The following is a 25,196-nucleotide window of genomic DNA, read 5'->3' as shown; positions in this document are numbered from 1 at the left end:
TTCTAAATGAGTTGGCGGCTCATAACCGCAGAGCGTGCCAATGAAAAGGCGGGCGGAAACCGAAGCTTCCGCCCGCCTGGATTGCCTTGGGCCGAATTAGCCCGCGACCTGTCCCGCCAGCGCCGCCAGCAGGAGCAGCGCGACGATGTTGGTGATCTTGATCATCGGGTTAACCGCCGGGCCAGCCGTATCCTTGTAAGGATCGCCCACCGTATCGCCGGTGACCGCGGCCTTATGCGCTTCGCTGCCCTTGCCGCCGTGGTTGCCGTCTTCGATGAACTTCTTGGCATTGTCCCATGCGCCGCCGCCCGAGGTCATCGAGATGGCGACGAACAGGCCGCCGACAATTACGCCCAGAAGCAGTGCTCCGAGCGCCGCGAAGCCCTGGGCCTGGCCGGCAACGGCAGTGATCACGAAATAGACGACGATCGGGGCGAACACCGGAAGCATCGAGGGTACGATCATCTCCTTGATCGCCGCCTTGGTGACCAGGTCGACGGTCCGCGCATAATCGGGCCGCGACGAACCATCCATGATGCCGGTGTTTGTCCGGAACTGCTCACGCACGTCCTTGACCACGTCGCCAGCAGCACGGCCGACGGCTGTCATGCCGAGGGCGCCGAACAGATAAGGCAGCAGCGCACCAAGCAGCAGTCCGACGATGACGAACGGATTCTCCAGGCTGAAGTCGACATTCAGCCCGGGGAAGAATTCGCGCAGGTCGGTGGTGTAGGCGGCGAACAGCACAAGCGCGGCAAGGCCAGCCGAACCAATAGCATAGCCCTTTGTCACGGCCTTCGTAGTGTTGCCGACTGCATCCAGCGCATCGGTCTTGTCGCGGACGCTGTCGTCCAGGCCCGACATTTCGGCAATTCCGCCGGCATTGTCGGTAACCGGGCCATAAGCGTCGAGTGCAACCACCATCCCGGCCAGCGCCAGCATCGCGGTCGCGGCAAAAGCGATCCCCATCAGTCCGGCGAGTGCGTAGGCAATGATGATACCGGCGCAGATCACCAGCGTCGGCATGGCAGTCGATTCCAGGCTGATGGCCAAGCCCTGGATGACGTTGGTGCCATGGCCGGTTTCGGAAGCCTTGGCGATCGATCGAACCGGCCGATAGTTGGTGCCGGTATAATATTCCGTGATCCAGATGATGAGGCCGGTGATGATGAGGCCCAGCAGCATGCACCAGTAAAGGTCCATGCCGGTAAAGCGGGTCGTGCCCGCAGTCATCGGCGCATTCAGGTCGCCGAGCGCATATTGCGTGGCGAAATAGATCGCGACCGCCGAAGTCACAGCGGTCACGCCGAAGCCCTTGTACATCGCACCCATGATGCTCGTGCCCTTGCCGAGCCGGACGAAGTAGGTGCCGAGGATCGAAGTCAGGACGCAAACGCCGCCAATCAGCAGCGGCAAGCTCATCAACGGGAGCAGTGCGTCACCCGCGCCCTTCATCAGCAGCGCAGTGAGCACCATCGTAGCGCCGACGGTGACGACATAGGTTTCGAACAGGTCGGCGGCCATGCCGGCGCAATCGCCGACATTGTCGCCGACGTTATCAGCGATGACCGCTGGGTTACGGGGATCGTCTTCGGGAATTCCGGCCTCGACCTTGCCGACCAGGTCGGCGCCGACGTCTGCGGCCTTGGTGAAGATGCCGCCGCCAAGGCGGGCGAAGATCGAGATCAGTGACGCACCGAAGGCAAGCGCGACGAGGCTGTCGACGACGATCCGGTCGCTGGGACCATGGCCCGCAATGCCGACCAGATAATAGAAGAAGCTCGCGATCGCGAGCAGGGCGAGGCCGGCGACTAGCATGCCGGTGATGGCACCTGCGCGAAAGGCCATGGTCAGGCCTTGTTGCAGGCCCTGGCTAGCGGCCTCGGCGGTGCGGACGTTGGCGCGGACCGAAATGTTCATGCCAACGAAGCCGGTGGAGCCTGACAGGATGGCGCCAAGGACAAATCCGCCTGCAGAAAGCGGTCCGAGGAAGATGAAAACGATGATCGCCACGACGACGCCGACGACCGTAATCGTCGTATATTGGCGGCGGAGGTACGCGGATGCGCCCTCCTGGATCGCCGCGGCGACCTCCATCATTCGTGCATTGCCGGCGGACGCGCGAAGCACCTGCTGGCTGGTAAGGATGCCGTAAAGCAGCGCAACGACGCCGCAGGCAATCGCAAATAGTACCAGGTTCATGTCGGTGAATTCCCCTATTCGACCAATAGGCTGCGCCACCGGTTGGCGGTCGCGCCCGTTATAAGCCGGGGAATGTGTAGCGGGGTTTCAGGCGGAGGCAACCCGCCTGATGTCAGGCGGTTAGTGAAGCAGCAGCGCAGTCGCCATTCCAGAGGCCAGGCCAATAAAGGCGATGACCCATTGGCGGAGGTTAAGTGTGATGTTCATAACCCAGCTGCTCCGGCGTCGGAACTTCGCCCATAGCGTCGAGCAAGGTCAGTTCCTTGCCCTCGGTGAGCGTCCCGATCCGGACAAGGTTGGTCCCGGAAGGTAAAGAAAGACTTACCGCAGGGTCGAAATCGGCCGGAAGCGCTGCCAGAAGGGCGTAATCGTCGCCGGCGGTTGCCGCGGAGAGCCGGGCCTTTCGGTCCGATCCCCGCTCGGCAATGAAACCTCGAGAAAGAGGCAGGCTGTCCAGGTCGATCCGCGCTCCACAGTGACTTGCGGCGCAAAGTCGGGAAGCATCGAGCAACAGTCCGTCCGAAACGTCCATCATCGCACTCGCATGAACCGCTAGTTGGCGTCCGGCGGCAAGTTGCGGCACTGGACGGCGATAGGCTTCGACCATTGGCCCTTCCGCGTTGATATCTGCAAGCAGGGCAGCCAGGCCTACCGCCGCATCGCCCAGCGTTCCCACCAGCCACAGCCCGTCTCCCGGGCTCCCGCCGCCACGCGATGGAATGTGCGCGCCGCCGCGACCGATGGCGGTCAGGCCCAGGACGCGCGGAGCATGCAAAGGAAGGGCAATGGTGTCCCCGCCAACGAGCGGAAGTGAATAGGCTTCACAGGCGGCGGCAACACCCGAAAGGAATCGATCTTCCCAGTCTCCGTCGCCGCTGATCGTCACGCTCATCAGTGCCGCAACCGGCTCAGCGCCCTTGGCCGCAAGATCGCTGAGGTTGACCGTGACCAGCTTCCAACCAACTGAGGCCGGAGGGTCGTCGGGAAGGTAATGCACTCCTTCCGCGATCGTGTCATGGGTCAGCACCAGGTCGCCGACCACCGCCACATCGTCGTCAAGCCCGCGCGCGGCAGGATGCGTCGCCAGCGCGCGCAACCGCTCGATGAAGGCCAATTCGCCGATGCTCATTACACTGCTTATAGACCCGTGACGCGGGAACGATGGAAGCCCCTAGGCGGCGGGCCGGGCGACCTTCGCTATGGCGTCAAGCAGGCCGTTGACGAAGCCTTTCTCGCGCTTGTCGTAAAAGGCGTCGGCGACGTCGACATATTCGCTGATCACGCTTGCGACCGGCACGTCGGGCCGGGCAATCAACTCGTAGGCGCCGACGCGGAGGATCGCCTTCATCGGCTTGTCGAGGCGTTCGAGGTTCCAACCTTCGGCAAGCCGTTCGGAAATCAGCGCGTCAATCTCTTCGCGGCGAGCGAGTGCGCCAGACACAAGATCGTCGAAGAAGCTGATTTCGGCCTCTGCGTAGGTGTCGCCCTCGATCGTCGCGCCGAGCCGATGATGGTGAAATTCATGGATCAGGCGCGCGGGTTCCGTGCCTTCCATTTCCTGCTGGTAGAGCGCCTGCACGGCGGAAAGCCGGGCGGCGGAGCGCGAGATCGAGCGAGTCATGATGGCCGGGGCCTGTAGCGGGTCACGCCGCCGCTAGGAAGGGGGCCAGGGCTTCGGATACCTGGTCCGGCGCCTCCCACGGTGCGAAATGGCCGACGCCTTTCAGCGGAAATACATCGACATCGTCGCCAACCTCGCCGATTCCCTCAAGCTGGACGGGCAGAAGCGCTTTGTCTTCCATCCCCCAGATCACCCGCACCGGGATCTTGAGCTTGGGCACGCCGCGCCCGACCCACGCGGGCATCGAAGCATGTTCGCCGGGCGTCGGCACGACGATATGGCTAGCCCGATACCAGTTGAGCATGGCGGTGAGTGCGCCCGGCCGGCTCCAGTCGTCGATATAGCGCTGGCGCTCCTCGGCAGGGATCTTGGCCAGATCGACATGCTTGGAGAAGCTCTTCTCGAAGAAAGTCGGGAATCCCATTGCTTCGATCCCCGACTCCAGCTTCGGGTCGCGGAAGGCGCGAATATATTGGGAGCCGGCCCGCTGCGCCTCATCCTCGATCAGGCTTCTCTGGAAGATCAGCGGGTGAGGGGAATTGATGATGGCCAGCCGCTCGATCCGTAGATCGCCGCGCAGCGCCGCCGCCCAGGCGATCGCCCCACCCCAATCATGGCCGACCAGCGCGAAGCGGTCGATGTTGAGCGCATCGGCCAGCGCGAAAATGTCGGCGATCAATGCTTCGGCCGCATAGGCCGCGACGTCCTGCGGACGGTCGCTCTGACCGAAACCGCGCAGATCGGGCATGATCAGGCGGAAGCGGTCATCAAACCGTGCTGCTACTTCCCGCCAGGTGCGATGGGACTCTGGAAAGCCGTGGACGAGGACGACAGGCGGGGCATCGTCCGGTCCCGCGAACGCCACGTTCATCGTGATGCCGGTTGAAAGCGGCACCCGCCTCTGCGGCAATTCGCCGCTCACGGATAGGTGACCGTAAGCGGGATCTCCGGGAGAGGGATGAACTCCTCCTCGTCGCCCGGGACCAGGGGGAAGCGGCGGGCCTTCCAATCCTCCTTGGCCTGGTTGATTCGGTCGCGGGAGGATGAAACGAAGTTCCAGAATACGTGCCGCTTGGTGACGAACGCCTCGCCGCCCAGCAGCATGATCCGGGATGGACTCTCAGCCTTGAGCGTCATCGCCTGTCCGGGGGCGAGAATGTAGAGCGTGAACGGTTCGAGCCGGTCGCTGTCGAGGCGCGCATCCCCTTCGACGACCATCACCGCCCGCTCATCGGCCATTGCGTCGATCGGGACGCTGGCCCCGCTTGCAAGGATGATATCCGCATAGATCGTTTTGCTATGCTCGGTGACGCCGGCAGTCCTGCCCCATAGCGTTCCCATCAGCACCCGGGCCGAGACTCCCTGGTCCTCGACCAGCGGCAGGGCACCTCCGTCGACATGCTCGAACGCGGGAGCGATTTCCTCCTGTCCGTCGGGCAGCGCAAGCCATGTCTGCATGCCGTAAAGGGAAGGTCCGCCAGATCGTTCCAATTTCGGGGAACGCTCCGAATGGACGATGCCGCTGCCAGCGGTCATCAGGTTGATCGCGCCCGGCTCGATCACCTGGTGGCTGCCGATGCTGTCGCGGTGCTCGATCGCGCCTTCGAACAGATAACTGACTGTCGCAAGGTTGATGTGGGGGTGCGGGCGGACGTCCATGCCGTGCCCCGGCTGAAGCCGGGCGGGACCGAACTGATCAACGAAGATGAATGGCCCGACCATTGTCCGGCTTTTCGCCGGAAGCGTACGGCGGACCTTGAAGTCGCCTAGGTCATGGGTGACCGGGGTGATGGTTTCCATCGGCTATTCTCCTGGGGCCAGGGCGCGGATTGTCAGCGCATGGACGCGATCGCGGAGCAGTTCGTCGAGCGCGGCGTGGACCCTGCGCTGTCGCTCAACCCGGTTCAGCCCGGCGAAAGCTGAGCTTTCGATGATGAGGGCGAAATGACTCTCTCCGCGCGGATCGTGTCCGGCATGGCCGACATGCTGGTAACTCTGGTCCTCCAGATCGAGGCGGGTGGGCGAGAGCGCGGCAGTCAGCCGTGCGATCATTTCCCTGGCGACAGGTCCGGTAGCAGCGTCGGGCATCGTTACTATATAGAGGCGTTTGAAGCGCGAGGAGCAAGTGGCGGAACGGCAAACTAAGTGGCACGGACGTGTGGAGGGAGCCAATGCGCGCTGCTCGGCGCCCGGCTGTCGCGAGCCAGGAGAGTTCCGGGCACCGTTGAAGCCGGGCGACTTCGACGGCCCCGGATCATGGCGCTGGCTGTGCCTTGAACATGTCCGAGAGCACAACGCGCGCTACAATTTCTTCAACGGCATGACATCGGAGGAGATTGAGGCGGCGCAATCGCCGATTGCCGGCTGGGATCGGGCCACGCGGGCGTTCGCCCACGTCGGCACCGACCGTGGTCCCGCATGGCGAGACTTCGCCGATCCGCTCGACGCCATCGCCGCACGCTTCCGCCCGGAAGTGCGTCGGCGCGCCGTCGATCGCTTCACCGCTGCGGAGCGCCATGCGTTGGGCGTAATGGGCCTTGACGACGATGCCGACCGAACCGCGCTCCGCCGCCGCTACTCGGAGCTTGTCCGCCGCTACCATCCCGACCGAAATGGTGGTGACCGCAGCCATGAGCGCAAGCTTGGACAAGTGATCGAAGCCTATCAGACCCTGAAAATCGCGCGAGCATTTGCATGACCCATCTCCGGCTTTGGCAATTCGAGGTGCCCGAGGAACAGGAGGACCGGTTCGTCTCGGCCTATAAATCCGATGGCGATTGGGCAAAGCTCTTCGCAACTGCCCCGGGCTTCATTCGGACCGACTTGTGGCGCAATGGGGACGGCGTCTACCTGACCGCCGACCATTGGGAGTCTTACGAGGCGTTCGAACGGTTCCAGGCATCCCAGGGAGATGAGTATCGCAGGCTCGACGCGGAGCTTGAAGGCCTTGCTATTGCCGAAACCTTCCTCGGCGCATTCGACCTGGTCCGTTAATCGCGCTTCGACTCGAAATGCGCCCACCGCTCGCGCCATCCACCGTGGAACGAACCCCATTCCCATACGGATACGATGACAAACAGGCTGCTTGCAGCAAGATGAAGCGTAAGTGGTTGTGGATTAACTAGAACCGCCCAAAGTCCGAGCAGGGCGAACAGCCCGAGGCCAACGAGATGGGAAAGCGGCCAATAACCTCGGCTGTTGGTCATGCGCTTGAATAGCCCGGCGCCGGAAACGAAAAGCATGCCGCCGCCGACAAGTGCGGCAATGAAAAATGGCTCCAGATGTCCGGTCGGATGGGTCAGGACCCGTTCGTCCGCGACGGCGAGCACGATGATGCCGGCGATGATCGGGATATGGCCGTAAGTATAGGCTTGGCGCGCAATCAGCCCGGGCCGCCCGTCATGTTCGATGAGCTCGGTGCCCCGGCGCGCGCCGACATCGAAATACATCCACCACATCGCAACCGAGGCCACGAATGCGCTAAGGAACGCAAGGATCGTCGCTTTGGACGGCTGGATTTCGGCAAACGTCGCTCCGGTGACAATGATGCCTTCGCCAAGCGCAATGATAATGAACAGGCCGCAGCGTTCGGCCATGTGCGCGCCGCTGATGTTCCAATCTGCAAAACTCGATCGACCAATGGCCGGAACGTAAAAGAGCGTGAATGGCCCGGCATATTCGAGGGCGAGGGCCGCTACCCACCACAGCAGCCTCCGCATGGGATCGGGATCCAGACCGCCTGCAATCCACAACACTCCGGCCGCAATGAAGTAGAGCGTGGCCCTGGCCATGTTCGTTGATGTGCCGCCGGGAAATCCCTCTCTGGCCCATGCCGTGTAAGCCGTTCGTCCGACCTGGATGGCGACATATGACAAAGCGAACAGCCAACCATAATCGCCGAAGGCGTCGGGTATCGCGCTGGACATTACCAGGCTGAGAAACATGATCCCGATCAGCACCAGCCGAACGGGGGCGCAGCCGGGATCGAGCCAGTTGGTCGCCCAGGCTGTATATATCCAGGCCCACCAGACGGCGAGGAACATGACCAGGGTCTGCAACGCGCCGGCGGGAGTATGGTGGGCCAGCAAATAGTGCGACAACTGGGTAACGGCGAAGACGAAAACCAGGTCGAAGAACAGCTCTAGCGGACTGACGCTATGATCAACCTGTGCCTGGTCGTCGCGGAGATGATTGGGCCGTGCCATGGCCGCATCAGGCGCAATTTGCGGCCCATGCGCAAGCCCGCAGCCCCCGATCAGTCGCGGTCGGGGGCGCCAAGCGGGAAATATTGGCGGTAGGGACGACCCTCGTCGACCGCCCGGGCGACCACGGGGTGGGCGAGGACCCGGGCGCGATAGGCGGCGAGCCTTGGCCTCGACGGTCCGATTTCCTCGACCCAATCGGCGTAGAATAGCGACGGAGCTGCGGCGCAGTCAGCCAGCGTGAACTCATCGCCAGCCGCCCAGGATCCTTCGCTGAGGTTCGCCTCCAGCCAGTCGTATGCCAAATTCAGGTCGGCACGCGCCTGGCTAGCGCCATAAGGGTCCTTGCACCCTTCGGGGCGAAGAATATCGAGTCCCGCTTTCTGCATATTTCCCATGACATAGGTATCGAAGAAGCGGTCGAGAAAGCGCGCTCGCCGACCCTGCTCTCCGTCGGGAATCCACCGGTTGGGACCAGGATGACGTGCCTGCAGATGCTCGATGATCGGGGTCGATTCCACGACCGTCTCACCATCGTCGACCAGCAGCGGAAACTTCCCGAACGGCCAGCGCCTTTTCAACTCGGCGAAATTCTCCGCATGCTCCTCGTCCAGCATGCGGTAGTCGAACGGCGTTCCGTCCGCCCACAGCGCGATCAAGACTTTCTGGCAATAGGAGCTGAATGGGTGGGCAAACAGCTCCAGGCTCATGCAGGTACCCCTTCGATGGCAGCCTCGATTTTGGCGACGTCGATTTTGCGCATGGTCATCATTGCCTCGAATACCCGCTTGCGGGCTGCCGGGTCGGGGTCTCCCATCCCGCGCATCAGGGCCCGCGGCACGATCTGCCAGGAGAAGCCCCATTTATCCTTGCACCAGCTGCAGTCGCTTTCCTGGCCGTCGTTGCCGACGATCGCGTTCCAATAGCGGTCGGTCTCCTCCTGGTCCTCGGTGAAGACCTGGAAGCTGACAGCCTCGTTTGGTTTGAAATTGGGTCCGCCGTTCAGGCCGAGAAAGGGCTGGCCAAGCAAGGTGAACTCCACTGTCAGCTCATCGCCTTGGCTGCCGCCGGGATAATCGGAGGCCGCCTTATATGGCGTGCCGACATGGGTATCGGGGAATGTCGACGCATAGAATTCCGCCGCCTTGCGTGCCTCGCCCTTATCGAACCACAGGCAGGTGACTAGTTTATTGGCCATCGTCATTCCTCCTCAAGCCTTGCCGACCAGCGAGAATTCCGCACCTTGCGGGTCGCGGCCGACAATGATGTGATCGCCGGTCGGCACTTCGTGCGGGCCCATGGTGACTGCCCCGCCATTTGCCTTGACCGCCTCGGTCGCATCGGAAATCGACGGCACGCGAATATAGTAGCGCCAGCCCTGATACTTCTTCCCTTCAAAGCCCTCATCCTGCGGACGAAACACTGCGCCAATGGTTGTCGCGCCAAGTGAGAAGAAGCGATATTCACCAAGCTCACCCATCGGCATGAAGTGGTCGCTGGCCCAGCCGAATAGCTCCCCATAAAATGCACGGGCAGCCATCGGGTCAGGCGTCATTAGCTCGTTCCATCCGACGCGCTGCAATTCGGTCGGAGAAAAGACGTCGCTGGCCCTGTCCTCTTCCCCCTCTGGCGGGATCGGCTTCATCACATAGAGTGGATTGCCCTGGGGGTCGGCGATCATTGCGATCCGGCCTTGCGGAATGTCGAACGCGGGCATCAGCGTCTTGCCGCCCTTGGCCTCGATCTCAGCCGCCGTCGCGTCGACATCGTCGACCCCGACATAACCCATCCAGATCGGGTGCGCCCCATGCTCGCGCATTTCTTCGGTCAGTCTCAGCACCCCGCCTGCATTGCCGCCGTCGCTGCGCCCGATCATGCGATAGTCCTGGCCGCCGCCGATGGGCTCTCCGATGATCCATCCTGGAACGACAGCTTCATAAAAGGCTTTCGAGCCGTCCGGGTCGGGGCTCATCAACTCGTACCAGATATGGCTGCCTTGCAGCGAGGTTCGCGAATCCTCATTCGCGGCAACGCGCGCCGGCGCGTCAGTGACGTCGGACATGATAGTTCCTTTCATTACTGCGTAGGCGCGTTTCAGGCGTGCGCCGGTTCCTTGGATTTCGCCGTGTCGAAAATTGGATCGAACCCGCCCCAGAACATGCGCTGGCCGGCAAACGGCATGTCGCCTTCCGGCTTCATCCGCTCGTCCTCCATGATCTTCTTCCAGCCCTCGTCGCGGGTGGCCTTGTCGGGCCATTCGAGGAAGGAGAAAACGACCGTTTCGCCATCCTCGGCCTTCACCGCGCGATAGAAGTCGGTGACCTCGCCTTTCGGCACATCGCTGGCGACCGCCTCGACGTCGCGGAGCGCGCCATGTTCGCGGAAGATCTTCGCTGCCTTCAGGGCAAGGGCCTTGTAGGCATCGAGCTTGCCATTAGGCACCGGCACGACGAAGCCGTCGACATAGGCTCCGCGCTCGGTCCCTTCCTCAACGATCGGGTCGAATCCGCCATAGATCATGCGTTTGGCGTCGAATGGCATGCTGGCGCCAAATGCCTTCATGCGCTCGTCGCTCTGCATCTTCACGTTGGCGGCATCGCGGGTCGCCTTGTCCGGATATTCGAACCAGGAGAAAACCACCTTCTCGCCAGGCTGGGCGTCCACTGCCATGCGAAAGTCGGTAACCTTGCCTTCCGGCACGTCACTGTCCCACGCCTCGACGTGGCGTTTCACCCCGAACTCCTGGAAGATCGGCGCCGCGTCTTTGGCACTCTTGCAATATGCTTCCTTGTTGGCCTCGGGGACAGGTACGATGAACCCTTCGAAATAGGTCATGCGGTTTCTCCTTCCATTTGATTGGCGGCGAAAACGGCCAGCTGATCGGAAAGGGCCTGCTTGAAGGCCGGCCGGGCCTCGCCGCGTTTCACATAGGCGGCGAGGTTGGGGAATTCGGCTACGATGTTGGTATGCCGGAGGATCCGCAACACACTGATCATCAACAGGTCACCGATGGTGAACCGGTCCTCAAGCCAATATTTGTCGCCGAGCCAGTCGGAAACGCGCTTCAGCTTCAGCCGGGCAAAGTCGGCAGCTCCGGGACGACGCAATTTTGCCCATTCCTCCTTTGGAAAGAATAGGTCGATTGCCGCCAGATTCTGGATTGCGGGCTCGACGCTGTTGAGCGCGGCATATGCCCACTGAATGGCCCGAAACCGGCCCTGCGGGTCATGCGGGAGCAGTGCCTCGCACTTCTCGCCGACATATTGGACGATGGCGCCGCTTTCGAAGATGTGGACATGGCCGTCGCTAAAGCAGGGGACCTGGTCGAACGGCTGTTCGCGCAGATATTCGGGGGGTCGCTGCTGGTCGAGCAAGCGGACTCGATATTCGAGCCCGCCTTCCTCCAGCACCCAACGGGCGCGTAGGTCGCGAACCAGTCCTTCTGCGAAAGGCGGGACCCAGCGAAAGGCCGTGATCTCAATGGCGGCTTCGGGATTGACCGGCATCGCTCAGGCCTGCTCGAACGCCGACGCGCCCTGTTCGGCGGCCTGCGGGTCCATCCACATGATTTCCCAGTGATGACCGTCCGGGTCTTCGAAGCTTCGCCCGTACATCAAGTCTCCCATTTCCTGCTTCGGACCCGGATCGACCTTGCCGCCGGCCGAAGAGGCCTTGTCGATCGTCGCATCGACGTCCGCGACGCTGTCAGCCGACAAGGCGAGCAGCACCTGGCTGGTGCGATGCGCGTCAGCAATCGGCTTGCGGGTAAACGTCGAATAAAAGTCGTGAGTCAGCAGCATGACCGAAATTGTGTCGCTGAGGACGATCATCGCCGCCCGATCGTTGGAAAATTTCGGCTCCCTCCTCCCGCCGACCGCCTCGTAGAAGGATATGGACCGGTCGAGGTCTGTGATCGGCAGGTTTACGAAAATCATCTTTGGCATGGCGAATTTTCCCTCTTTGCGACTCGATTCGCCTTGCATCATGATCCGCTAAGTTATAAATAACAACTATGCAGTTAGAAAAGGTAACTAATACGCGACGAGATGACGACAAAAGGCGATATGACGATGCTTGCGCCGCAGCCCATGGGATGGACCTGATCGGAGAGCGTTGGTCGATGCCATTGATCCGCGAATTGCTTTTGGGACCGCGCCGCTTCGGCGATCTAAAAACGAGTTTGAACGGGATTAGTGCCAACGTGCTGACCCAGCGGCTCGAAGGTTTGGAGGCCGCAGGCGTACTGGTTCGCCGCCGCCTCCCACCCCCGGCGTCGGTTCAAGTCTATGAGCTTACGCCTTGGGGCTATGAGGCAGCGCCCATCTTCCAGGCGCTTGGGCGCTGGGCTGTGAGAAGCCCGCGTCACGATCCGATGCGGCCGTTCAGCCCGGTTTCGCTGATGTTGTCGTTGCGTACGATGTTGACTGCGGGCGCGACCGGCGACTTGAAGGCTCGCATCCAGTTGGAAATGGGCGGCGAGCCCTACTTCTGGATCCGCAAGAAGGGCGAGGTGATGATCGGCCGCGGCGAAATTGACGATCCCGACCTCATCCTTCGCGGATCGCCCTCGCAGATTGCCGGGTATGTTTACGCCGGAGCACCCCTGTCATCCATCGAGTTCGCAGGCGATGCGAATTTGGCCGCCCGCCTGCCCAGTCTCTTTCCATTGCCGGAAAAAGCACAGCCAACGGCCGCTTGAGGCGTTCAGCCGAAGCGCTTAAGGCCGATTCCATGACCGACATTCCCAACATTGCGCCCGAAAGCCGTTCGGACACCATATTGGCATCACCCGACAAGATGGTGAAAATGCGCGACCTGTTCGGGGTCGACAGTGACCTTGAAATCCCGGCCTTCAGCGAGGCGGACGAGCGGGTTCCCGACCTCGATCCGGCCTATGTCTTCGATCCCGACACGACGATGGCGATCTGCGCCGGCTTTGCCCGCAACCGGCGGGTCATGGTCCAGGGTTATCACGGTACCGGCAAGTCGACCCACATCGAACAAGTCGCCGCGCGCCTCAACTGGCCCACGATCCGGATCAACCTAGACGCCCACATTAGCCGCATCGACTTGATCGGCCGCGACGCCATCGTCGTTCAGGACGGCCAGCAGGTTACCGAGTTTCGCGAAGGCTTGCTTCCATGGGCCTTGCAGCATCCGGTTGCGCTCGTGTTCGACGAATATGACGCCGGCCGTCCCGATGTGATGTTCGTCATCCAGCGGGTGCTCGAGACCGACGGCAAGCTCACCTTGCTCGACCAGAATCGCGTGATCCGGCCAAATCCGTGGTTTCGCCTGTTCGCAACTACCAATACGATTGGCCTTGGCGACACGACCGGCCTCTATCATGGAACCCAGGCGCTCAATCAGGGCCAGCTCGATCGCTGGAACATCGTCGCGACGCTCAATTACCTTCCTGCGGAGACGGAAGCGCAAATCGTCCTCGCAAAGTCGGGCGAGTATGACAGCGAGGGGGGCAAGGAAGCGGTCGGCAAGATGGTCCAGGTTGCCAACTTGTCGCGCCAGGGCTTCATCAACGGGGACATCTCGACGGTCATGAGCCCTCGAACGGTTATCAGCTGGGCTCAGAACGCGCTGATCTTCGGCGATGTGGGTTTCGCCTTCCGGATCAGCTTCCTCAACAAGTGCGATGAGGCCGAGCGCCCGCTTATTGCGGAATATTATCAGCGGGTGTTTGGCACGGACCTGCCCGAAAGCCTCGCCCACCGCGTCTAGGCGAAAAATCAGCCCTCGTCGCGTTGGAGCTCGCGGAGGCGCTCGGCCACGCGCTCGTCGAAACTCAGGTGGCTGTCCGATTGGCCGTTACGCGCGGCCGAACGGCGTCCGCCGCCCGCCACGAAGCCGATGAAACGCATGAATTTCACTGCGTTGAAAACCAGTCCCAGAACCAACGGGACGATGACCAGCAAGATCGTAGTCGAATCCATCACGATGACCTTCGCGTCGATGAGTCGCCATTTTGCACCGCTGCGCCTAACCAAATTGCTAAGATGGATGGCGTTGACCTCGGTGGAGGCCGGCGTCACAGCATGATCGGCAAATGACCGTTCCAACGCCTCTCGACCGTTTCCGCACCGTCCTTGCCGGGGCGGTTCGGGCGATTGCGCGCGATGCCGAAGCCGAGGTGGTGTTCGCCTCGGATGCGAGCGGCCAGTCTCCGGGCAAGGTTGCTCGCGTCGTGTCGCCGGGCCCGGGAATGGAGCCGCGGCTGGTGGCCGAAGCGCGTGGAGCTGCCGATGCGCTGGCGCTTCGGCTCCGATATCATGATGCTAAGTTGCACGCGGCGCGCGCTCCCGTTTCCGACAGCGACGCTCGTGCAGTGTTCGACGCACTGGAAACGGCACGGGTCGAAGCGCTTGGTGCCAAGGCAATGGACGGGGTTCGCGCGAATTTGAACGACTTGGCCGAGGCGCGCGTCCGGCTCGACTCGATTACCCGCGCCCGTACGGCCGAAGAAGTGCCGCTGGCGACCGCGGTCGGACTTCTCGCGCGCCAGCGGTTGACGGGGGAGGCTCCGCCCAAAGCGGCACAGGCGGGATTGGATCTCTTGGCTCCGTGGATTGAAGAGAAGGCAGGTGCCGAGCTCGACGCGCTGGCGCTGACGATCGACGATCAGGCTGCATTCGCGACCTTGTCCCGCCGACTGCTCGAGGATCTCGATCTCCCGATTGAGGAGTCCGCCGACCAACAGCCCGAGGAGGGTGGTGACGAAGATCAGGGAGAGGACGAAGGGCCCGACGAAGCTGACGAAGCCGAGACCGAGGGCGGCGACTCCGGCGGCGAGATGGAGATGCGTTCGGAGGAGACGGAGCGCGACGAAGGCGAGGACGAATCCGCCGACAGCGAAGCGGATGTCGACGAGGGCGAGGCGACCAGCGGCCAGGAAGCGTCCGACCAGGCCCGGGCCAATGCCCAGCGGCGCAATTGGATCGACGAGCCGGTCACCGACTACAGGCCATTCACCACGCGGTTCGACGAAATGGTCACCGCGGCCGAGCTGTGCGACGAGGAGGAACTCACCCGCCTCCGCGCTTATCTGGACCAGCAGATGACAAGTCTTGGTGGGGTCGTCACCCGGCTCGCCAACCGGTTGCAGCGCCGGCTGATGGCACAGCAGGCGAGGAGCTGGGACTTTGACCAGGAGGAGGGGATGCTCGACGCGGCGCGATTGGCGCGCGTCATCACCTCTCCCGGCCATTCGCTGAGCTACAAGATCGAGCGCGAAACCGAGTTCAAGGATACGGTTGTCAGCCTGCTGATCGACAATTCAGGGTCAATGCGGGGCCGGCCGATCTCGATTGCCGCGACCTGCGCGGATGTCCTCACCCGAACGCTCGAGCGCTGTGGGGTGGCCACCGAAATCCTCGGCTTTACCACGCGAGGCTGGAAAGGCGGCCAGAGCCGCGAGCTGTGGCTTTCCGAAGGGCGCCCGCCCAATCCGGGGCGCCTGAACGATCTCAGGCACATCGTCTACAAGCGTGCTGATGAGCCATACCGGCATTCGCGCAGAAGCCTCGGCCTGATGATGCGCGAGGGATTGCTCAAGGAGAATATCGACGGCGAGGCGCTGCTTTGGGCGCACAGCCGCCTGCTCGCGCGGGCCGAGGAGCGGCGCATCCTGCTGGTCATCAGCGATGGCGCGCCGGTCGACGATTCGACCGCCTCAGCCAACGGCGGCACCTATCTTGAAAAGCATCTGAGGCAAGTGATTGGCTGGATCGAAGGCCGGTCGAGCATTGAGCTGGCGGCAATCGGGATCGGGCATGACGTGACGCGATATTATTCCCGCGCTGTGACGATCATGGACGCCGAACAATTGGGCGGCGCGCTGATCGAGCAGCTCGCAACCCTGTTCGAAAAACATTGATCGCTATTGGAAGGGCAGTTGGGCCCGGAGCAATTACGCCGCCCCGGGCCCCCCTCGATACGCGACGCGAGGGATTTATTCCGTCGTCACCGACGTTCTGGGCACGGGGAAAAAGGGGGAAACCCCGTCCATGAACGGGCTTATGAGCGATTCGCGGTTGAACGAGGCTGAACGATTTTTGCAGCGATTGTTCAGGAAAGTCCATTTTTTCAACATCTTGTTTATGGCTGCAGCAGTGATTGGAGCCTTTGTTTCGATCCACGCCTTGCCAAATCGCAAGCCGCAGCCCTCCCAGACTGTAACGCTTTCCTATCGTCCCGTTGCGCTGCCGAGCTTTTCGGGACCCTTGCGGCTTGCGGGCGCGTGGAATGTGAGGGCTGGCGATTCGCGACTGACCGGCCTTTCGGCGCTGGCCATTGATGGCGGCCAATTCCTTGCTGTCAGCGATCTTGGCACCGTGATCCGCTTTGATCCGCCGTCTGCGCGTGTGCCCCGGGCTTCCTTGACCGACCTAAGTGTCGGGCCGGGCCCGCAGGGCAAGAAGTGGGCGAGGGACGCGGAATCATTGGTACGCGACCCCAGGGGGCGCGGCTGGTGGGTTGGCTATGAGCAGCGCCATTCCCTGTGGCTCTATGACGACCAATTCGCTCGCGGGCTGGCCGCGATCGATCTCAAGCGGCCCGACTGGAGCAATAATCGCGGTGCGGAAGGCCTGGTCTCAAATGGCGACGGCCTGATGGTGCTGGCCGAAAATGGCCGAGAGGCGATGGGTGTTGGAACCTGGGGAGTTTCCCGCCTTCCACTTATAGCAGGCGCCGAAGTTGCCGACGCCGCCCTTGCTCCCAATGGCGGCGTTTGGCTGTTGCTTCGGTACAAGGGCCGGAAGGGCATCAGCCAATCGATTGCGCCACTGATCCGCAAGGGCTCAGCTCTTCGCGCCGGCCCTGGCTGGCCGCTGCCCAAGGCCGCGTTCGATAATTATGAGGGAATGGTGATCGTGCCTTTGGCGAAGGGGGGCTGGCGTTTCTGGCTGGTAACCGACGACGGCCACCGTTTCATGGCGCGGACGTTGCTGGTCGCACTCGACCTCCCAAATTCGCCGGCCCCAGACACGACAAAAGCCCGGCGATAAACGCCGGGCTTTCGCGAAAACCGTCAGTCGAAGTGCCTTAGGCCGCGGCCTTTGCCTTCTTGGCCAGCTCGCGCTTGAGCTTTGCGGCGCGGGGCGAGAGCTTTTCCTCGCTGGTCTTGGTCAGCCAATTGTCGAGCCCGCCGACATGCTCGACCGAGCGAAGACCGTGCGTCGAAACGCGCAGCTTGATGCTCTTCTCGAGCGCTTCCGAGATCAACGTGACATTCTGCAGGTTAGGCAGGAAAGTCCGCTTGGTCTTGTTGTTGGCGTGGGAAACATTGTTGCCCACCTGCCGGCCCTTGCCGGTCAGCTCGCAAATGCGCGACATCGGTCACTTCCAAGTTTGAGGTGAGCGCGTATGCGCCCGGAAAGCGCCGCCCGATACTAGCGCAATGCCCGTCCGTCAACCTTGGCAAGAGCGAATCGGCAACCGCCGCCGCCTATGAAGCGTTAGGAAACATCATCGGCAACGAGAAAGAGATTTTATGCGTACCATCCTGCTGATCCTGATCGTCGCCGTAGTTGCGTTGATCGTGGCAATTCAGACCGGCTTCCTCGACATCAGCCAAACCCGGGCCGCGCGGGCGCCACGGGTCGAGGCGAGCGACGGCGCGATTCGGGCCCAACCAGGGCAGCCGCCAGCCTTCGAGGTGCAGACGGGTTCGGTCGGTGTCGGTACGCGCGATGCCAATGTCGCCATGCCCAAGGTAGAGGTGAGGCGCGGCGATGCCACCGTCAAAGTGCCCGTCGTCGAAGTTCGTCCTCCGGCAGAGCCACAGCAGAACGCTGCCCGCTGATATATTGATAAGGCGCCTGGAGGGCATGACAGACGCGCCGCCGCACGGTAGCGCTCGATCCATCATGGCTTTTCCGCTTCCTCCGCCGATGCGCCGCGCCCTGGACCTGGCCGCAGTTGCAGCGGACGCCGGTGAAGTCCCCGTGGGAGCGGTGGTTACGCTTGGCGATGAAATTATCGCCGAGGCGCGCAACTCAATGCGGGGCAACTTGGACCCCACCGCCCATGCTGAAATGGTCGCCATCCGCAACGCCGCAACCCGGCTTGGCCGTTCGCGGCTCGATGGCTGTACATTGTGGGTGACGCTGGAACCCTGCGCCATGTGTGCCGGCGCGGTCGCGCTGGCGAGGCTCGATGCGCTCAGATTCGCCGCAGAGGACCCCAAGGGCGGCGGGGTTGTTCATGGCGCCAGGGTTTTTGCCCAACCGACCTGCCACCACCGCCCCGACGTGCTGGGCGGGCTGGGCGAGGAAGAGGCAGCCGCCCAGCTCAGGACTTTCTTTTCGGATCGTCGCGACAGAAGCGGGGCTTAATAGCCCGGCTGGGTGACCGGAACGACCTTGATCTCGACACGCCGGTTCTGGGCGCGGCCCTCTTCGGTGTCGTTGGATGCAATCGGCTGGGATTCGCCATAGCCGCGGATACCCATCCGGGCCCGGGCAACGCCACCCGACGCGAGATAGTCGGCGACCGATTGGGCGCGGCGCTCCGACAAGGCTTGATTGTAGGCATCGCTGCCGGTCGAATCGGTATGACCCAGCACGTCAATATAAGTCTGGTTATAGCTTGCCAGTGTGCGCGCGACCTCGTTCAACGTTCCTTGCACTCCCGGCTGCAGGGCATAGCTGTCCACGGGAAAGGTGATTCCGGCGGGCATGCGCAAGACCAGTTCGTCGCCAGTGCGGATCACATCGACCCCGGTACCCGCGGTTTGGCGCCGCAACTCCGCTTCTTGCCGATCCATGTAATTGCCCACAGCGCCGCCTGCGATCGCGCCAATGCCGGCGCCGATCATCTTGGCATTGCGGTCGTGGCTGCCGCCAACGAGGTCGCCGAGCAGGTAGCCGCCGACCGCACCGCCAAGGATTCCGACGGCTGTACGATTGATGGTCTGCTGCCCGGTATATGGGTCCGTTGTGCAGGCAGTGGCGACCATCGCGCCCGACAGTGCGAGCGTGGTCAACAGGGGTGAGCGACGCATTTAAACTCTCCAATGGGGAAGATTGATTTGGCCTTGGAACGGTGGGTCGTGATGATAGTTCCGCAGGCATATCTATGTAGTACGCTTGCCGGAAGCGCATTTTGACGGCATGGAATCCATCCTGAAATTATGAGCGACGCGCTCCTTCCCTTTCCCTGGTTCGACCTGGTCCTGATCCTCGCCCTGGTCGCGTTGAACGGGGTCCTGTCGATGAGCGAGCTGGCGATCGTTTCGGCGCGCGAGGCCCGGCTAAAGGCGATGGTCAAGTCCGGCTCGTCCGGCGCACGATATGCGCTGGACCTAGCCTCCGAGCCAGGTCGCTTCCTCTCGACGGTGCAAATCGGCATCACGTTGATTGGTATCCTCGCCGGAGCCTATTCGGGAGCCAGCCTCGGCGCGCCGGTCGGCGAAAGGCTGGCACTGCTGGGACTCGATCCCGTCACGGCGAAGAGTGTCGGGTTCGGGCTGGTGATTGTTGTCACTACATTCGCCAGCCTGGTGATCGGCGAGCTGGTCCCGAAGCAGTTTGCGCTCCGCAATCCTGAGGGTATTGCTGCCATAATGGCTCGGCCGATGTTCTGGCTGAGCAAGGTAACCGCTCCCTTCGTCTGGTTGCTGGACCAGACTAGCGCGCTGATTTTCCGCCTGTTGGGCCTCAACCGTGAAAACAAGAACATGGTCACGGCCGAAGAGCTCCATTTGGTGGTGGCCGAAGCGCAGAATGCGGGCGTTCTCGAAGAGAGCGAACGTGCAATTATTTCCGGAATCGTCCGGCTCGCCGACCGGCCAGTGCGCGAGGTCATGACGCCGCGCACAGACATCGATTGGGTCGATATCAACTGCGGCCCCGACGAAATCCGCGGCGCTCTTGCCGAGACCCCTCACAGCCGCCTTCCTGTGGCTGACGGTTCGGTGGACAATATTGTTGGCGTAGTTTCCACCCGTGACATGCTGACTGCCCTGCTCGACGGGCGTGAAATCAACATTCGCGATTTGACCCGCCCGGCGCCGGTCATTCCCGATCTCATGGATGCGATGGATGCGTTGGCGGTACTGCGCTCGGCCGAAGTGCCGCTGGCACTCGTTCATGACGAATATGGTCACCTCGACGGGATCGTTACGCCGGGCTCAATTCTGAGCGCGCTCGCCGGAGCATTCGCTCACGACCTTGACGAGGGAGAGGATCCGCCCTGCGTAGAACGAGAGGATGGTAGCTGGCTGGTCTCAGGCGCCGCCAACGCCGACATTTTGTCGGATCGTATTGGCGTTTCCATGCCCAGCGACCGCGACTATTCGACGGTCGCCGGATTCGCCCTTTCGGTGCTGAAGAAAATTCCGGAAACCGGCGAACTGTTCAAATTCGATGGCTATCGATTCGAAATCGTCGACATGGATGGGCGCAAGATCGACAAGCTGCTCGTCAGTCGGCCTAGGCGCCGCAAATCCGAAGACGAGGAAGTGAAGGACGAGGCGCCGCCAGCGCCCTGATCAGCTTAAAGGCTGCCGAATTTCGCTTCATATCCGTCGATGTCGCCGCCCGCGAGAAACTGGGCCTGTTCCACGATCCTGTCGCGGGCGAACCGGCCGCGAAATGGACCCATTGATTCGTCGAGTACCTCGACCTGGCTGGGCGATAGCTTGGCGATCTGATCGAAACGAATAATTCCTCGCTGATTGAGCAATTCCGCGAACTTGGGACCAACGCCTTTCAGCTGCCTTAGGTCGTCTGGAGGGCCGGACGCGCCTGGTAGTTCCTCATGGACCCTTACACCAAGGATGTCCCCAACGACGTCGGACGCAGCGGCCGCGCCACTGTCGGTGAACTGCCGTCCCTCCCGGCTGGCCATGGCCGCCATGGTCATGTGCGGGCGGACGGGCGTTTTGTCACTTAGCCGGACTCGCTGGCGGGGTCGGAATACTAGGTAGCCGACCAAAATCCCAATGATCAGCGCGACCAGGAAGATCGGCCAGTAGGCTTGAATGAATGCCATGTCCTCAGATCCTCTTCTTCCACTGGTTTGCGCGGCGCCGAAGCTCGGCAATATAAGCCAGGAGCATGCCCAAGGCGAAGCCTGTCAGGCCAAACATTTGTGCTTCGATCGCAAGGGGAATCATCGAGCCGTCCTTACTTCCTGAGGCAATGAAGCCGGATCCCAGCGCACATCGAGAACGCCTGGCGTCTCATCAAGGATACGCACCAGCTCGGCTCGCTGGAAATCATCGGCCGGGCCGCTAAGGATCAGGCGGCGCTCGAGCGGATCTCGTTGCATTTTCGCTTGGATCATCGGCAGTTCGTAATGATCAAGCGTTCGTCGGGCGCTGACTTCGGCCTGGCGCGCAAGCCGCTCGCCTGCGCCCAGCGGCCCATGCCACAGGGAGTCGATGGCAAGCACCGAGGCAATGCCGAGAAGCAGGATCCGCCGCCGCGTCACGACGCGCGCTCCAGCTCGCGCCAACCAATATCGCGGCGATGGAAACCGTCGGCGAAATCGATCGCGTCGACTCCCTCATAGGCCCGCTCCCGCGCCTCCCCCAATGAGGAGCCGCGCGCCGTCACCGCGAGCACGCGCCCCCCGTTCGCGACCAGCTCTCCGTCCATCTTGGCCGTTCCTGCCTGAAAGACCGTGACGCCGCTTATCGATTCCGCCGCATCAAGTCCGCGGATTACTCCGCCTTTTGCAAGCGTTCCCGGATAGCCTTTCGCGGCAACGATCACGGTCATGGTCGTTTCATTTGAAAGTCGCGGTGCCTCAAATTCGGCGCCGGTGGCCACCGAGTAGAGCAGCGCTGCAAAGTCGCCTTCGATACGCGGCATGATCGCCTCGCACTCCGGGTCGCCAAAGCGGACATTGTATTCGATCAGCTTGGGTCCTTCGTCCGTCAGCATCAGCCCGGCAAACAGCACCCCGCGGAAGGGACTTCCTGCCTCGGCCATGGCGCGGGCGGTGGGCTCGACAATCTCGCGCATTGCGCGTGCCTCAAGATCCGCGCTGAGAACTTGGGCAGGAGAATAGGCCCCCATGCCCCCCGTATTTGGACCGGTATCACCCTCGCCGACTCGCTTGTGGTCCTGTGCCGACGCCAGCGAAATTGCGCGCCGACCGTCAACCAGCGCGAAAAGGCTCGCCTCCTCGCCCTCAAGATATTCCTCGATCACCATTGGACCGTCGCCGGCCGCGCGGATCGCATCTTCTGCTTCGCCACGCGTCATCGCCACCGTCACGCCTTTGCCCGCCGCCAGGCCATCGGCCTTAATCACGACCGGTATCGAAAAACGGTCGAGCGCCGCCTTTGCTTCAACTTCCTTATCGACGCGAACATAGGCGGCTGTCGGAATGCCTGCCCGGGCGCAAAGATCCTTGGTGAAGCCCTTTGACCCCTCAAGTTGGGCAGCGGCTGCGCTTGGACCGAAGGTTGCAATGCCAGCTTGTCGGGCAACATCTGCTACGCCCGCCACGAGCGGCGCCTCGGGCCCAACGACGATCAGGTCGATGGCTCGTTCCGCGGCCAGGGCCAGCACCGCTTCGGGATCGCAAGGATCGATCGCAACGCAGTCGGCCCATCGAGCAATGCCGGGATTGCCTGGGGCGGCGACCAGCGCGTCGCAGCTAGGCGATTGCCTAAGCCGCCATGCCAGCGCATCTTCGCGCCCGCCAGAACCCAGCAGCAGGATGTTCATGCCTCTCCCCGACGACCTCGATCCAACCGGCCTCCTAGCCGAGCAGAAAGGCGGCGACAATTCGCCTCCCCTGTCGGTCAGCGAACTGTCGGGCGCCTTGAAGCGCACGGTGGAGGCTGCCTTCGGCCTTGTCCGGGTTCGAGGCGAAATTTCGGGCTGGAAGCGCCACGCTTCCGGTCATTGCTATTTCACGCTGAAGGATGAGGCGGCCTGTATCGATTCGGTCATTTGGAAGGGACAGGCGGCAGGACTCGCCTTCCGGCCTGAGGACGGGGCCGAGGTAATCGCTACCGGCAAGCTCACCACCTACCCGGGAAGGTCGAAGTATCAGATCGTGGTCAGCCGGATGGAGCTGGCAGGCGAGGGTGCCTTGATGGCGCTGCTCGACAAGCGGCGTCGCGCTCTTGCCGCGGAAGGGCTGTTCGATGAGTCGAAGAAGCGCAAGCTGCCTTACCTTCCCCGGGTAATTGGTGTCGTAACTTCGCCGACAGGTGCGGTGATCCGCGATATCCTTCACCGGCTCGAGGACCGCTGCCCAACCCATGTCATCGTCTGGCCGGTCCCGGTCCAGGGTGAGGGAGCGGCTGCCAAAGTCGCCCAGGCGATTCGCGGCTTTGCTTCTTTCGAGCCGCGCCCTGACCTTATCATCGTTGCCCGCGGCGGCGGCTCGATCGAGGATTTGTGGGCATTTAATGAGGAAGAAGTGGTTCGCGCCGTGGCCACCTCGCCCATTCCTTTGATTTCCGCGGTTGGGCATGAGACCGACACCACCTTGGTCGATTTTGCTGCTGACCGGCGCGCACCGACTCCGACAGCGGCGGCGGAAATGGCAGTGCCGGTCAGGTCCGAGCTCGCCGCCTGGCTATCTGAACTCGGCCATCGCCAATCGGCTTGCGCAACACGCAATACGTCGCGTGCCGCCGAACGGTTGGAGCAAATCGTCGGTCGCTGGCCCGAAGCGGCCAATCTGTTTGCTCCATTCGCGCAAAGAGTCGACGATGCCTCGGATCGCTTGCCGCGCGCATTGTTGCAGCGGACTGCGCATGCCCGCGCCGACCTCGCCGCCGTTGCGCCACGCCTTCAGTCTCGGTTGCTGGCCGAGCGAGTCGCGCGGGGACAGGAGAAATTGGCCGCCTTGTGGCGGCTCGCTGAACTGGCACATCCCGAGCGGCCACTTCAGCGCGGTTTCGTTAGGGTAACCGACCGGGCCGGAAAGACGTTGGTACATGCTGCGGACGCCCGCGCTGCCGTCGCCGTCGATCTTCACTTTGCAGACGGGCGCGTCGCTGCCCATATTGGCGACGGGGCGGGTCCCGTTCCGTTCCGTCCGGCACGACGGGTTGAGCGAAAGGGCACATCGTCCTATCCGCCCGGACAGCCGGGACTGTTCGATTCCGAGGAATGACAAATGTTGATGGGTAGCTCTCGCGAAGCCAAGCTCCACTATCTTGATGGCACCTTCCGCTTGCTTGCGGCAGGGGACCATGTCCGCTGTGCAATAACCAGCATCGTCATTCCGCTCGACGAATTGCGCTATTGGTCGGTCGAGCGTCAGGAAGCCTATGCCGACGCCGCGGCAAGCCTGGAAGCGGAACGTCGGGCCGGCAATATGTAGCGGTTAGTTGATCCGCTCGACCTTTACGCCAGGCTGCTTGCCGACACTCAGGATGAAGCTGCCCAATGCACCCTTCTTGACCACGACCTTGTCGCCGCTCTCGGGGGGGAGGGCGATCGGCTTTCCGTCCGTCTGTGACCAACGGCTGCCGTCCGCCAGTCGGAATATGTAGCCGCCATCGGCGTTGAATGCAGTCGAAACGATCTCGCCTTCAATCTGTTTGACCTCGACCGAATCGTCATCGCCGCCAAAGATGCCGAGATCGGGGATGGAGAAGCCGAATAGTCCGCGCTTGGTTTTGCGCACTGACTCCCGGTCGTAGACAACAATGTCTTTCTTCGCGACGGCTTCGCTGATGCCTGCGGCAGCCTTGTCGTAACACGCCAGTCGCTCCGCGCTTTCCGTGATGCTTTGGCATGCAAGCAAGGCGTTGACCTGCGGCGGGGGAGGCGCGGCCTCGGGTTGCTTGGCGGCAACTCCTGCCGCTGCCAGGAACATCGCCGAACCGATTGTACCCAAACTGACTTTCACCCACGCCCGCATGCCGATCTCCGTCCCCGTCGAATGGCGATACCTTAGGCTTAGCGGGGCGGCCCGGACAAGCAGCCGACTGTTGCAGAAAGACTACAGAGGGTCGACAACTCGACAGACGGCGGTCGCACTGCGTTGCGTTGGTTTGTCGCTTTCCCCTATTCAACCCGACAGTTCGGCAGCGTCTCACTGCTGTACACGTACGGCCGCGCAACGGTGCGGCCCATAAGGGGAAGACTTTTATGAAGCTCGATTTTCGTCAGCGGCTGCTTGCCACGACCCTGATGGTCGGCGCGAGCGTGCTTGCCTCGCCCGCCTTTGCCCAGGAC

Annotated in this window: 31 protein-coding genes; 11 read left to right on the top strand and 20 right to left on the bottom strand. The window is 62.3% G+C overall.

Translation table 11 applies throughout. The features are described 5' to 3' along the window. Nucleotides 1–96 precede the first annotated feature (96 nt). The 6 genes from LVY65_RS06480 to LVY65_RS06455 form a co-directional block, all read right to left on the bottom strand. Nucleotides 97–2,202, bottom strand: coding sequence for a sodium-translocating pyrophosphatase (locus tag LVY65_RS06480; RefSeq protein ID WP_235067213.1), 2,106 nt, complete (start codon nucleotides 2,200–2,202; stop codon nucleotides 97–99). A gap of 190 nt (nucleotides 2,203–2,392) precedes the next feature. Beyond that, the gene (gene thiL, locus LVY65_RS06475; protein WP_235067212.1) at nucleotides 2,393–3,331 is read right to left on the bottom strand and encodes a thiamine-phosphate kinase; all 939 of its coding nucleotides are present in this window, start codon (nucleotides 3,329–3,331) and stop codon (nucleotides 2,393–2,395) included. Between the two features lie 42 nt (nucleotides 3,332–3,373). Further along, nucleotides 3,374–3,823, bottom strand: a complete 450-nt coding sequence (nusB, locus tag LVY65_RS06470) for a transcription antitermination factor NusB (protein WP_268828674.1) — start codon at nucleotides 3,821–3,823, stop codon at nucleotides 3,374–3,376. Nucleotides 3,824–3,845: 22 nt separating this feature from the next. Beyond that, the gene (locus LVY65_RS06465; protein WP_235067211.1) at nucleotides 3,846–4,745 is read right to left on the bottom strand and encodes an alpha/beta fold hydrolase; all 900 of its coding nucleotides are present in this window, start codon (nucleotides 4,743–4,745) and stop codon (nucleotides 3,846–3,848) included. Then, nucleotides 4,742–5,623, bottom strand: coding sequence for a pirin family protein (locus LVY65_RS06460; protein WP_235067210.1), 882 nt, complete (start codon nucleotides 5,621–5,623; stop codon nucleotides 4,742–4,744). Before LVY65_RS06460 ends, LVY65_RS06465 begins: the two co-directional genes overlap by 4 nt. Before the next feature lie 3 nt (nucleotides 5,624–5,626). Further along, the gene (locus LVY65_RS06455) at nucleotides 5,627–5,911 is read right to left on the bottom strand and encodes a BolA family protein (RefSeq protein WP_235067209.1); all 285 of its coding nucleotides are present in this window, start codon (nucleotides 5,909–5,911) and stop codon (nucleotides 5,627–5,629) included. A 19-nt stretch (nucleotides 5,912–5,930) separates the two neighbouring features. Between LVY65_RS06455 and LVY65_RS06450 the strand changes: the two genes are divergently transcribed. Next, nucleotides 5,931–6,521 (top strand): J domain-containing protein, encoded by a 591-nt coding sequence (locus LVY65_RS06450; RefSeq protein WP_268828673.1) that lies wholly within the window; start codon nucleotides 5,931–5,933, stop codon nucleotides 6,519–6,521. After that, complete coding sequence (locus LVY65_RS06445) at nucleotides 6,518–6,817, top strand: antibiotic biosynthesis monooxygenase family protein (protein WP_235067207.1); 300 nt, start codon at nucleotides 6,518–6,520, stop codon at nucleotides 6,815–6,817. The genes LVY65_RS06450 and LVY65_RS06445 overlap by 4 nt, the downstream gene beginning before the upstream one ends. On the opposite strand, the gene LVY65_RS06440 is transcribed toward LVY65_RS06445, so the two are convergent. The 7 genes from LVY65_RS06440 to LVY65_RS06405 are packed head-to-tail and all read right to left on the bottom strand — an operon-like array spanning nucleotide 6,814 to nucleotide 11,969. Further along, nucleotides 6,814–8,028, bottom strand: a complete 1,215-nt coding sequence (locus LVY65_RS06440; RefSeq protein ID WP_235067206.1) for a low temperature requirement protein A — start codon at nucleotides 8,026–8,028, stop codon at nucleotides 6,814–6,816. The two genes, LVY65_RS06445 and LVY65_RS06440, sit on opposite strands and share 4 nt — an antisense overlap. A 50-nt stretch (nucleotides 8,029–8,078) precedes the next feature. Then, nucleotides 8,079–8,735 carry a glutathione S-transferase family protein gene (locus tag LVY65_RS06435; RefSeq protein WP_235067205.1) on the bottom strand — a complete coding sequence of 219 codons (657 nt, stop codon included), beginning with the start codon at nucleotides 8,733–8,735 and terminating at the stop codon, nucleotides 8,079–8,081. Then, nucleotides 8,732–9,223, bottom strand: a complete 492-nt coding sequence (locus tag LVY65_RS06430) for a VOC family protein (protein WP_235067204.1) — start codon at nucleotides 9,221–9,223, stop codon at nucleotides 8,732–8,734. Before LVY65_RS06430 ends, LVY65_RS06435 begins: the two co-directional genes overlap by 4 nt. A gap of 12 nt (nucleotides 9,224–9,235) precedes the next feature. Then, nucleotides 9,236–10,087, bottom strand: coding sequence for a VOC family protein (locus LVY65_RS06425; RefSeq protein ID WP_235067203.1), 852 nt, complete (start codon nucleotides 10,085–10,087; stop codon nucleotides 9,236–9,238). A gap of 32 nt (nucleotides 10,088–10,119) precedes the next feature. Continuing rightward, on the bottom strand, nucleotides 10,120–10,860 hold the full coding sequence (locus LVY65_RS13435; RefSeq protein WP_408021978.1) for a DUF1428 domain-containing protein: 741 nt from the start codon (nucleotides 10,858–10,860) through the stop codon (nucleotides 10,120–10,122). Beyond that, nucleotides 10,857–11,531 carry a glutathione S-transferase family protein gene (locus LVY65_RS06410; protein ID WP_235067202.1) on the bottom strand — a complete coding sequence of 225 codons (675 nt, stop codon included), beginning with the start codon at nucleotides 11,529–11,531 and terminating at the stop codon, nucleotides 10,857–10,859. The genes LVY65_RS13435 and LVY65_RS06410 overlap by 4 nt, the downstream gene beginning before the upstream one ends. 3 nt (nucleotides 11,532–11,534) lie before the next feature. Next, on the bottom strand, nucleotides 11,535–11,969 hold the full coding sequence (locus LVY65_RS06405) for a VOC family protein (RefSeq protein WP_235067201.1): 435 nt from the start codon (nucleotides 11,967–11,969) through the stop codon (nucleotides 11,535–11,537). 149 nt (nucleotides 11,970–12,118) lie between these two features. On the opposite strand from LVY65_RS06405, the gene LVY65_RS06400 reads away from it, so the two are divergent. After that, nucleotides 12,119–12,724: a winged helix-turn-helix transcriptional regulator gene (locus LVY65_RS06400; RefSeq protein WP_235067200.1), complete on the top strand. Its 606-nt coding sequence runs from the start codon at nucleotides 12,119–12,121 to the stop codon at nucleotides 12,722–12,724. A 32-nt stretch (nucleotides 12,725–12,756) separates the two neighbouring features. Then, nucleotides 12,757–13,761 carry a cobaltochelatase subunit CobS gene (gene cobS, locus LVY65_RS06395; protein ID WP_235067199.1) on the top strand — a complete coding sequence of 335 codons (1,005 nt, stop codon included), beginning with the start codon at nucleotides 12,757–12,759 and terminating at the stop codon, nucleotides 13,759–13,761. Between the two features lie 8 nt (nucleotides 13,762–13,769). Here the strand turns inward: cobS and LVY65_RS06390 are convergent, their stop codons facing one another. Then, nucleotides 13,770–14,072: a hypothetical protein gene (locus LVY65_RS06390; protein WP_235067198.1), complete on the bottom strand. Its 303-nt coding sequence runs from the start codon at nucleotides 14,070–14,072 to the stop codon at nucleotides 13,770–13,772. A 14-nt stretch (nucleotides 14,073–14,086) separates the two neighbouring features. On the opposite strand from LVY65_RS06390, the gene cobT reads away from it, so the two are divergent. Together cobT and LVY65_RS06380 are read left to right on the top strand one after the other, a co-directional pair. Further along, nucleotides 14,087–15,913: a cobaltochelatase subunit CobT gene (gene cobT, locus LVY65_RS06385; protein WP_235067197.1), complete on the top strand. Its 1,827-nt coding sequence runs from the start codon at nucleotides 14,087–14,089 to the stop codon at nucleotides 15,911–15,913. A 130-nt stretch (nucleotides 15,914–16,043) separates the two neighbouring features. Continuing rightward, nucleotides 16,044–17,045 (top strand): esterase-like activity of phytase family protein, encoded by a 1,002-nt coding sequence (locus tag LVY65_RS06380; RefSeq protein ID WP_235067196.1) that lies wholly within the window; start codon nucleotides 16,044–16,046, stop codon nucleotides 17,043–17,045. Between the two features lie 37 nt (nucleotides 17,046–17,082). On the opposite strand, the gene rpmB is transcribed toward LVY65_RS06380, so the two are convergent. After that, nucleotides 17,083–17,373 carry a 50S ribosomal protein L28 gene (gene rpmB, locus LVY65_RS06375; RefSeq protein ID WP_235067195.1) on the bottom strand — a complete coding sequence of 97 codons (291 nt, stop codon included), beginning with the start codon at nucleotides 17,371–17,373 and terminating at the stop codon, nucleotides 17,083–17,085. A gap of 157 nt (nucleotides 17,374–17,530) precedes the next feature. Between rpmB and LVY65_RS06370 the strand changes: the two genes are divergently transcribed. Both LVY65_RS06370 and LVY65_RS06365 read left to right on the top strand, forming a co-directional pair. Next, a complete protein-coding gene (locus LVY65_RS06370; protein ID WP_235067194.1) occupies nucleotides 17,531–17,842 on the top strand; it encodes a hypothetical protein in 312 nt (103 codons plus the stop codon). Between the two features lie 64 nt (nucleotides 17,843–17,906). Continuing rightward, nucleotides 17,907–18,374 (top strand): nucleoside deaminase, encoded by a 468-nt coding sequence (locus tag LVY65_RS06365; RefSeq protein WP_235067954.1) that lies wholly within the window; start codon nucleotides 17,907–17,909, stop codon nucleotides 18,372–18,374. Here the strand turns inward: LVY65_RS06365 and LVY65_RS06360 are convergent. Further along, entirely contained in the window at nucleotides 18,371–19,042 is a 672-nt protein-coding gene (locus LVY65_RS06360) for an OmpA family protein (RefSeq protein WP_235067193.1), read from the bottom strand. The two genes, LVY65_RS06365 and LVY65_RS06360, sit on opposite strands and share 4 nt — an antisense overlap. Nucleotides 19,043–19,171: 129 nt before the next feature. On the opposite strand from LVY65_RS06360, the gene LVY65_RS06355 reads away from it, so the two are divergent. Continuing rightward, nucleotides 19,172–20,530, top strand: coding sequence for a hemolysin family protein (locus tag LVY65_RS06355; RefSeq protein ID WP_235067192.1), 1,359 nt, complete (start codon nucleotides 19,172–19,174; stop codon nucleotides 20,528–20,530). A 5-nt stretch (nucleotides 20,531–20,535) separates the two neighbouring features. Here LVY65_RS06355 and LVY65_RS06350 read toward each other — a convergent pair whose 3' ends face one another. The 3 genes from LVY65_RS06350 to purD form a co-directional block, all read right to left on the bottom strand. Next, a complete protein-coding gene (locus LVY65_RS06350; protein WP_235067191.1) occupies nucleotides 20,536–21,033 on the bottom strand; it encodes a hypothetical protein in 498 nt (165 codons plus the stop codon). 120 nt (nucleotides 21,034–21,153) lie between these two features. Further along, the gene (locus LVY65_RS06345; RefSeq protein WP_235067190.1) at nucleotides 21,154–21,474 is read right to left on the bottom strand and encodes a hypothetical protein; all 321 of its coding nucleotides are present in this window, start codon (nucleotides 21,472–21,474) and stop codon (nucleotides 21,154–21,156) included. After that, nucleotides 21,471–22,721: a phosphoribosylamine--glycine ligase gene (gene purD / locus LVY65_RS06340; RefSeq protein WP_235067189.1), complete on the bottom strand. Its 1,251-nt coding sequence runs from the start codon at nucleotides 22,719–22,721 to the stop codon at nucleotides 21,471–21,473. Before purD ends, LVY65_RS06345 begins: the two co-directional genes overlap by 4 nt. Here purD and xseA point away from each other — a divergent pair. After that, nucleotides 22,714–24,126, top strand: a complete 1,413-nt coding sequence (gene xseA, locus LVY65_RS06335) for an exodeoxyribonuclease VII large subunit (RefSeq protein WP_235067188.1) — start codon at nucleotides 22,714–22,716, stop codon at nucleotides 24,124–24,126. The genes purD and xseA overlap by 8 nt on opposite strands. Before the next feature lie 3 nt (nucleotides 24,127–24,129). After that, nucleotides 24,130–24,336 (top strand): DUF2093 domain-containing protein, encoded by a 207-nt coding sequence (locus tag LVY65_RS06330; RefSeq protein ID WP_235067187.1) that lies wholly within the window; start codon nucleotides 24,130–24,132, stop codon nucleotides 24,334–24,336. Between the two features lie 3 nt (nucleotides 24,337–24,339). Here the strand turns inward: LVY65_RS06330 and LVY65_RS06325 are convergent, their stop codons facing one another. Then, nucleotides 24,340–24,879 (bottom strand): type VI secretion protein, encoded by a 540-nt coding sequence (locus tag LVY65_RS06325; protein WP_235067186.1) that lies wholly within the window; start codon nucleotides 24,877–24,879, stop codon nucleotides 24,340–24,342. Nucleotides 24,880–25,196: the final 317 nt, after the last annotated feature.

The sequence above is a fragment of the Sphingomonas cremea genome, assembly GCF_021502585.1.
GTDB lineage: Bacteria > Pseudomonadota > Alphaproteobacteria > Sphingomonadales > Sphingomonadaceae > Sphingomicrobium > Sphingomicrobium cremea.
Note: the sequence above shows the minus strand (reverse complement) of the source record. Positions and strands in the feature narration are given on the sequence as shown.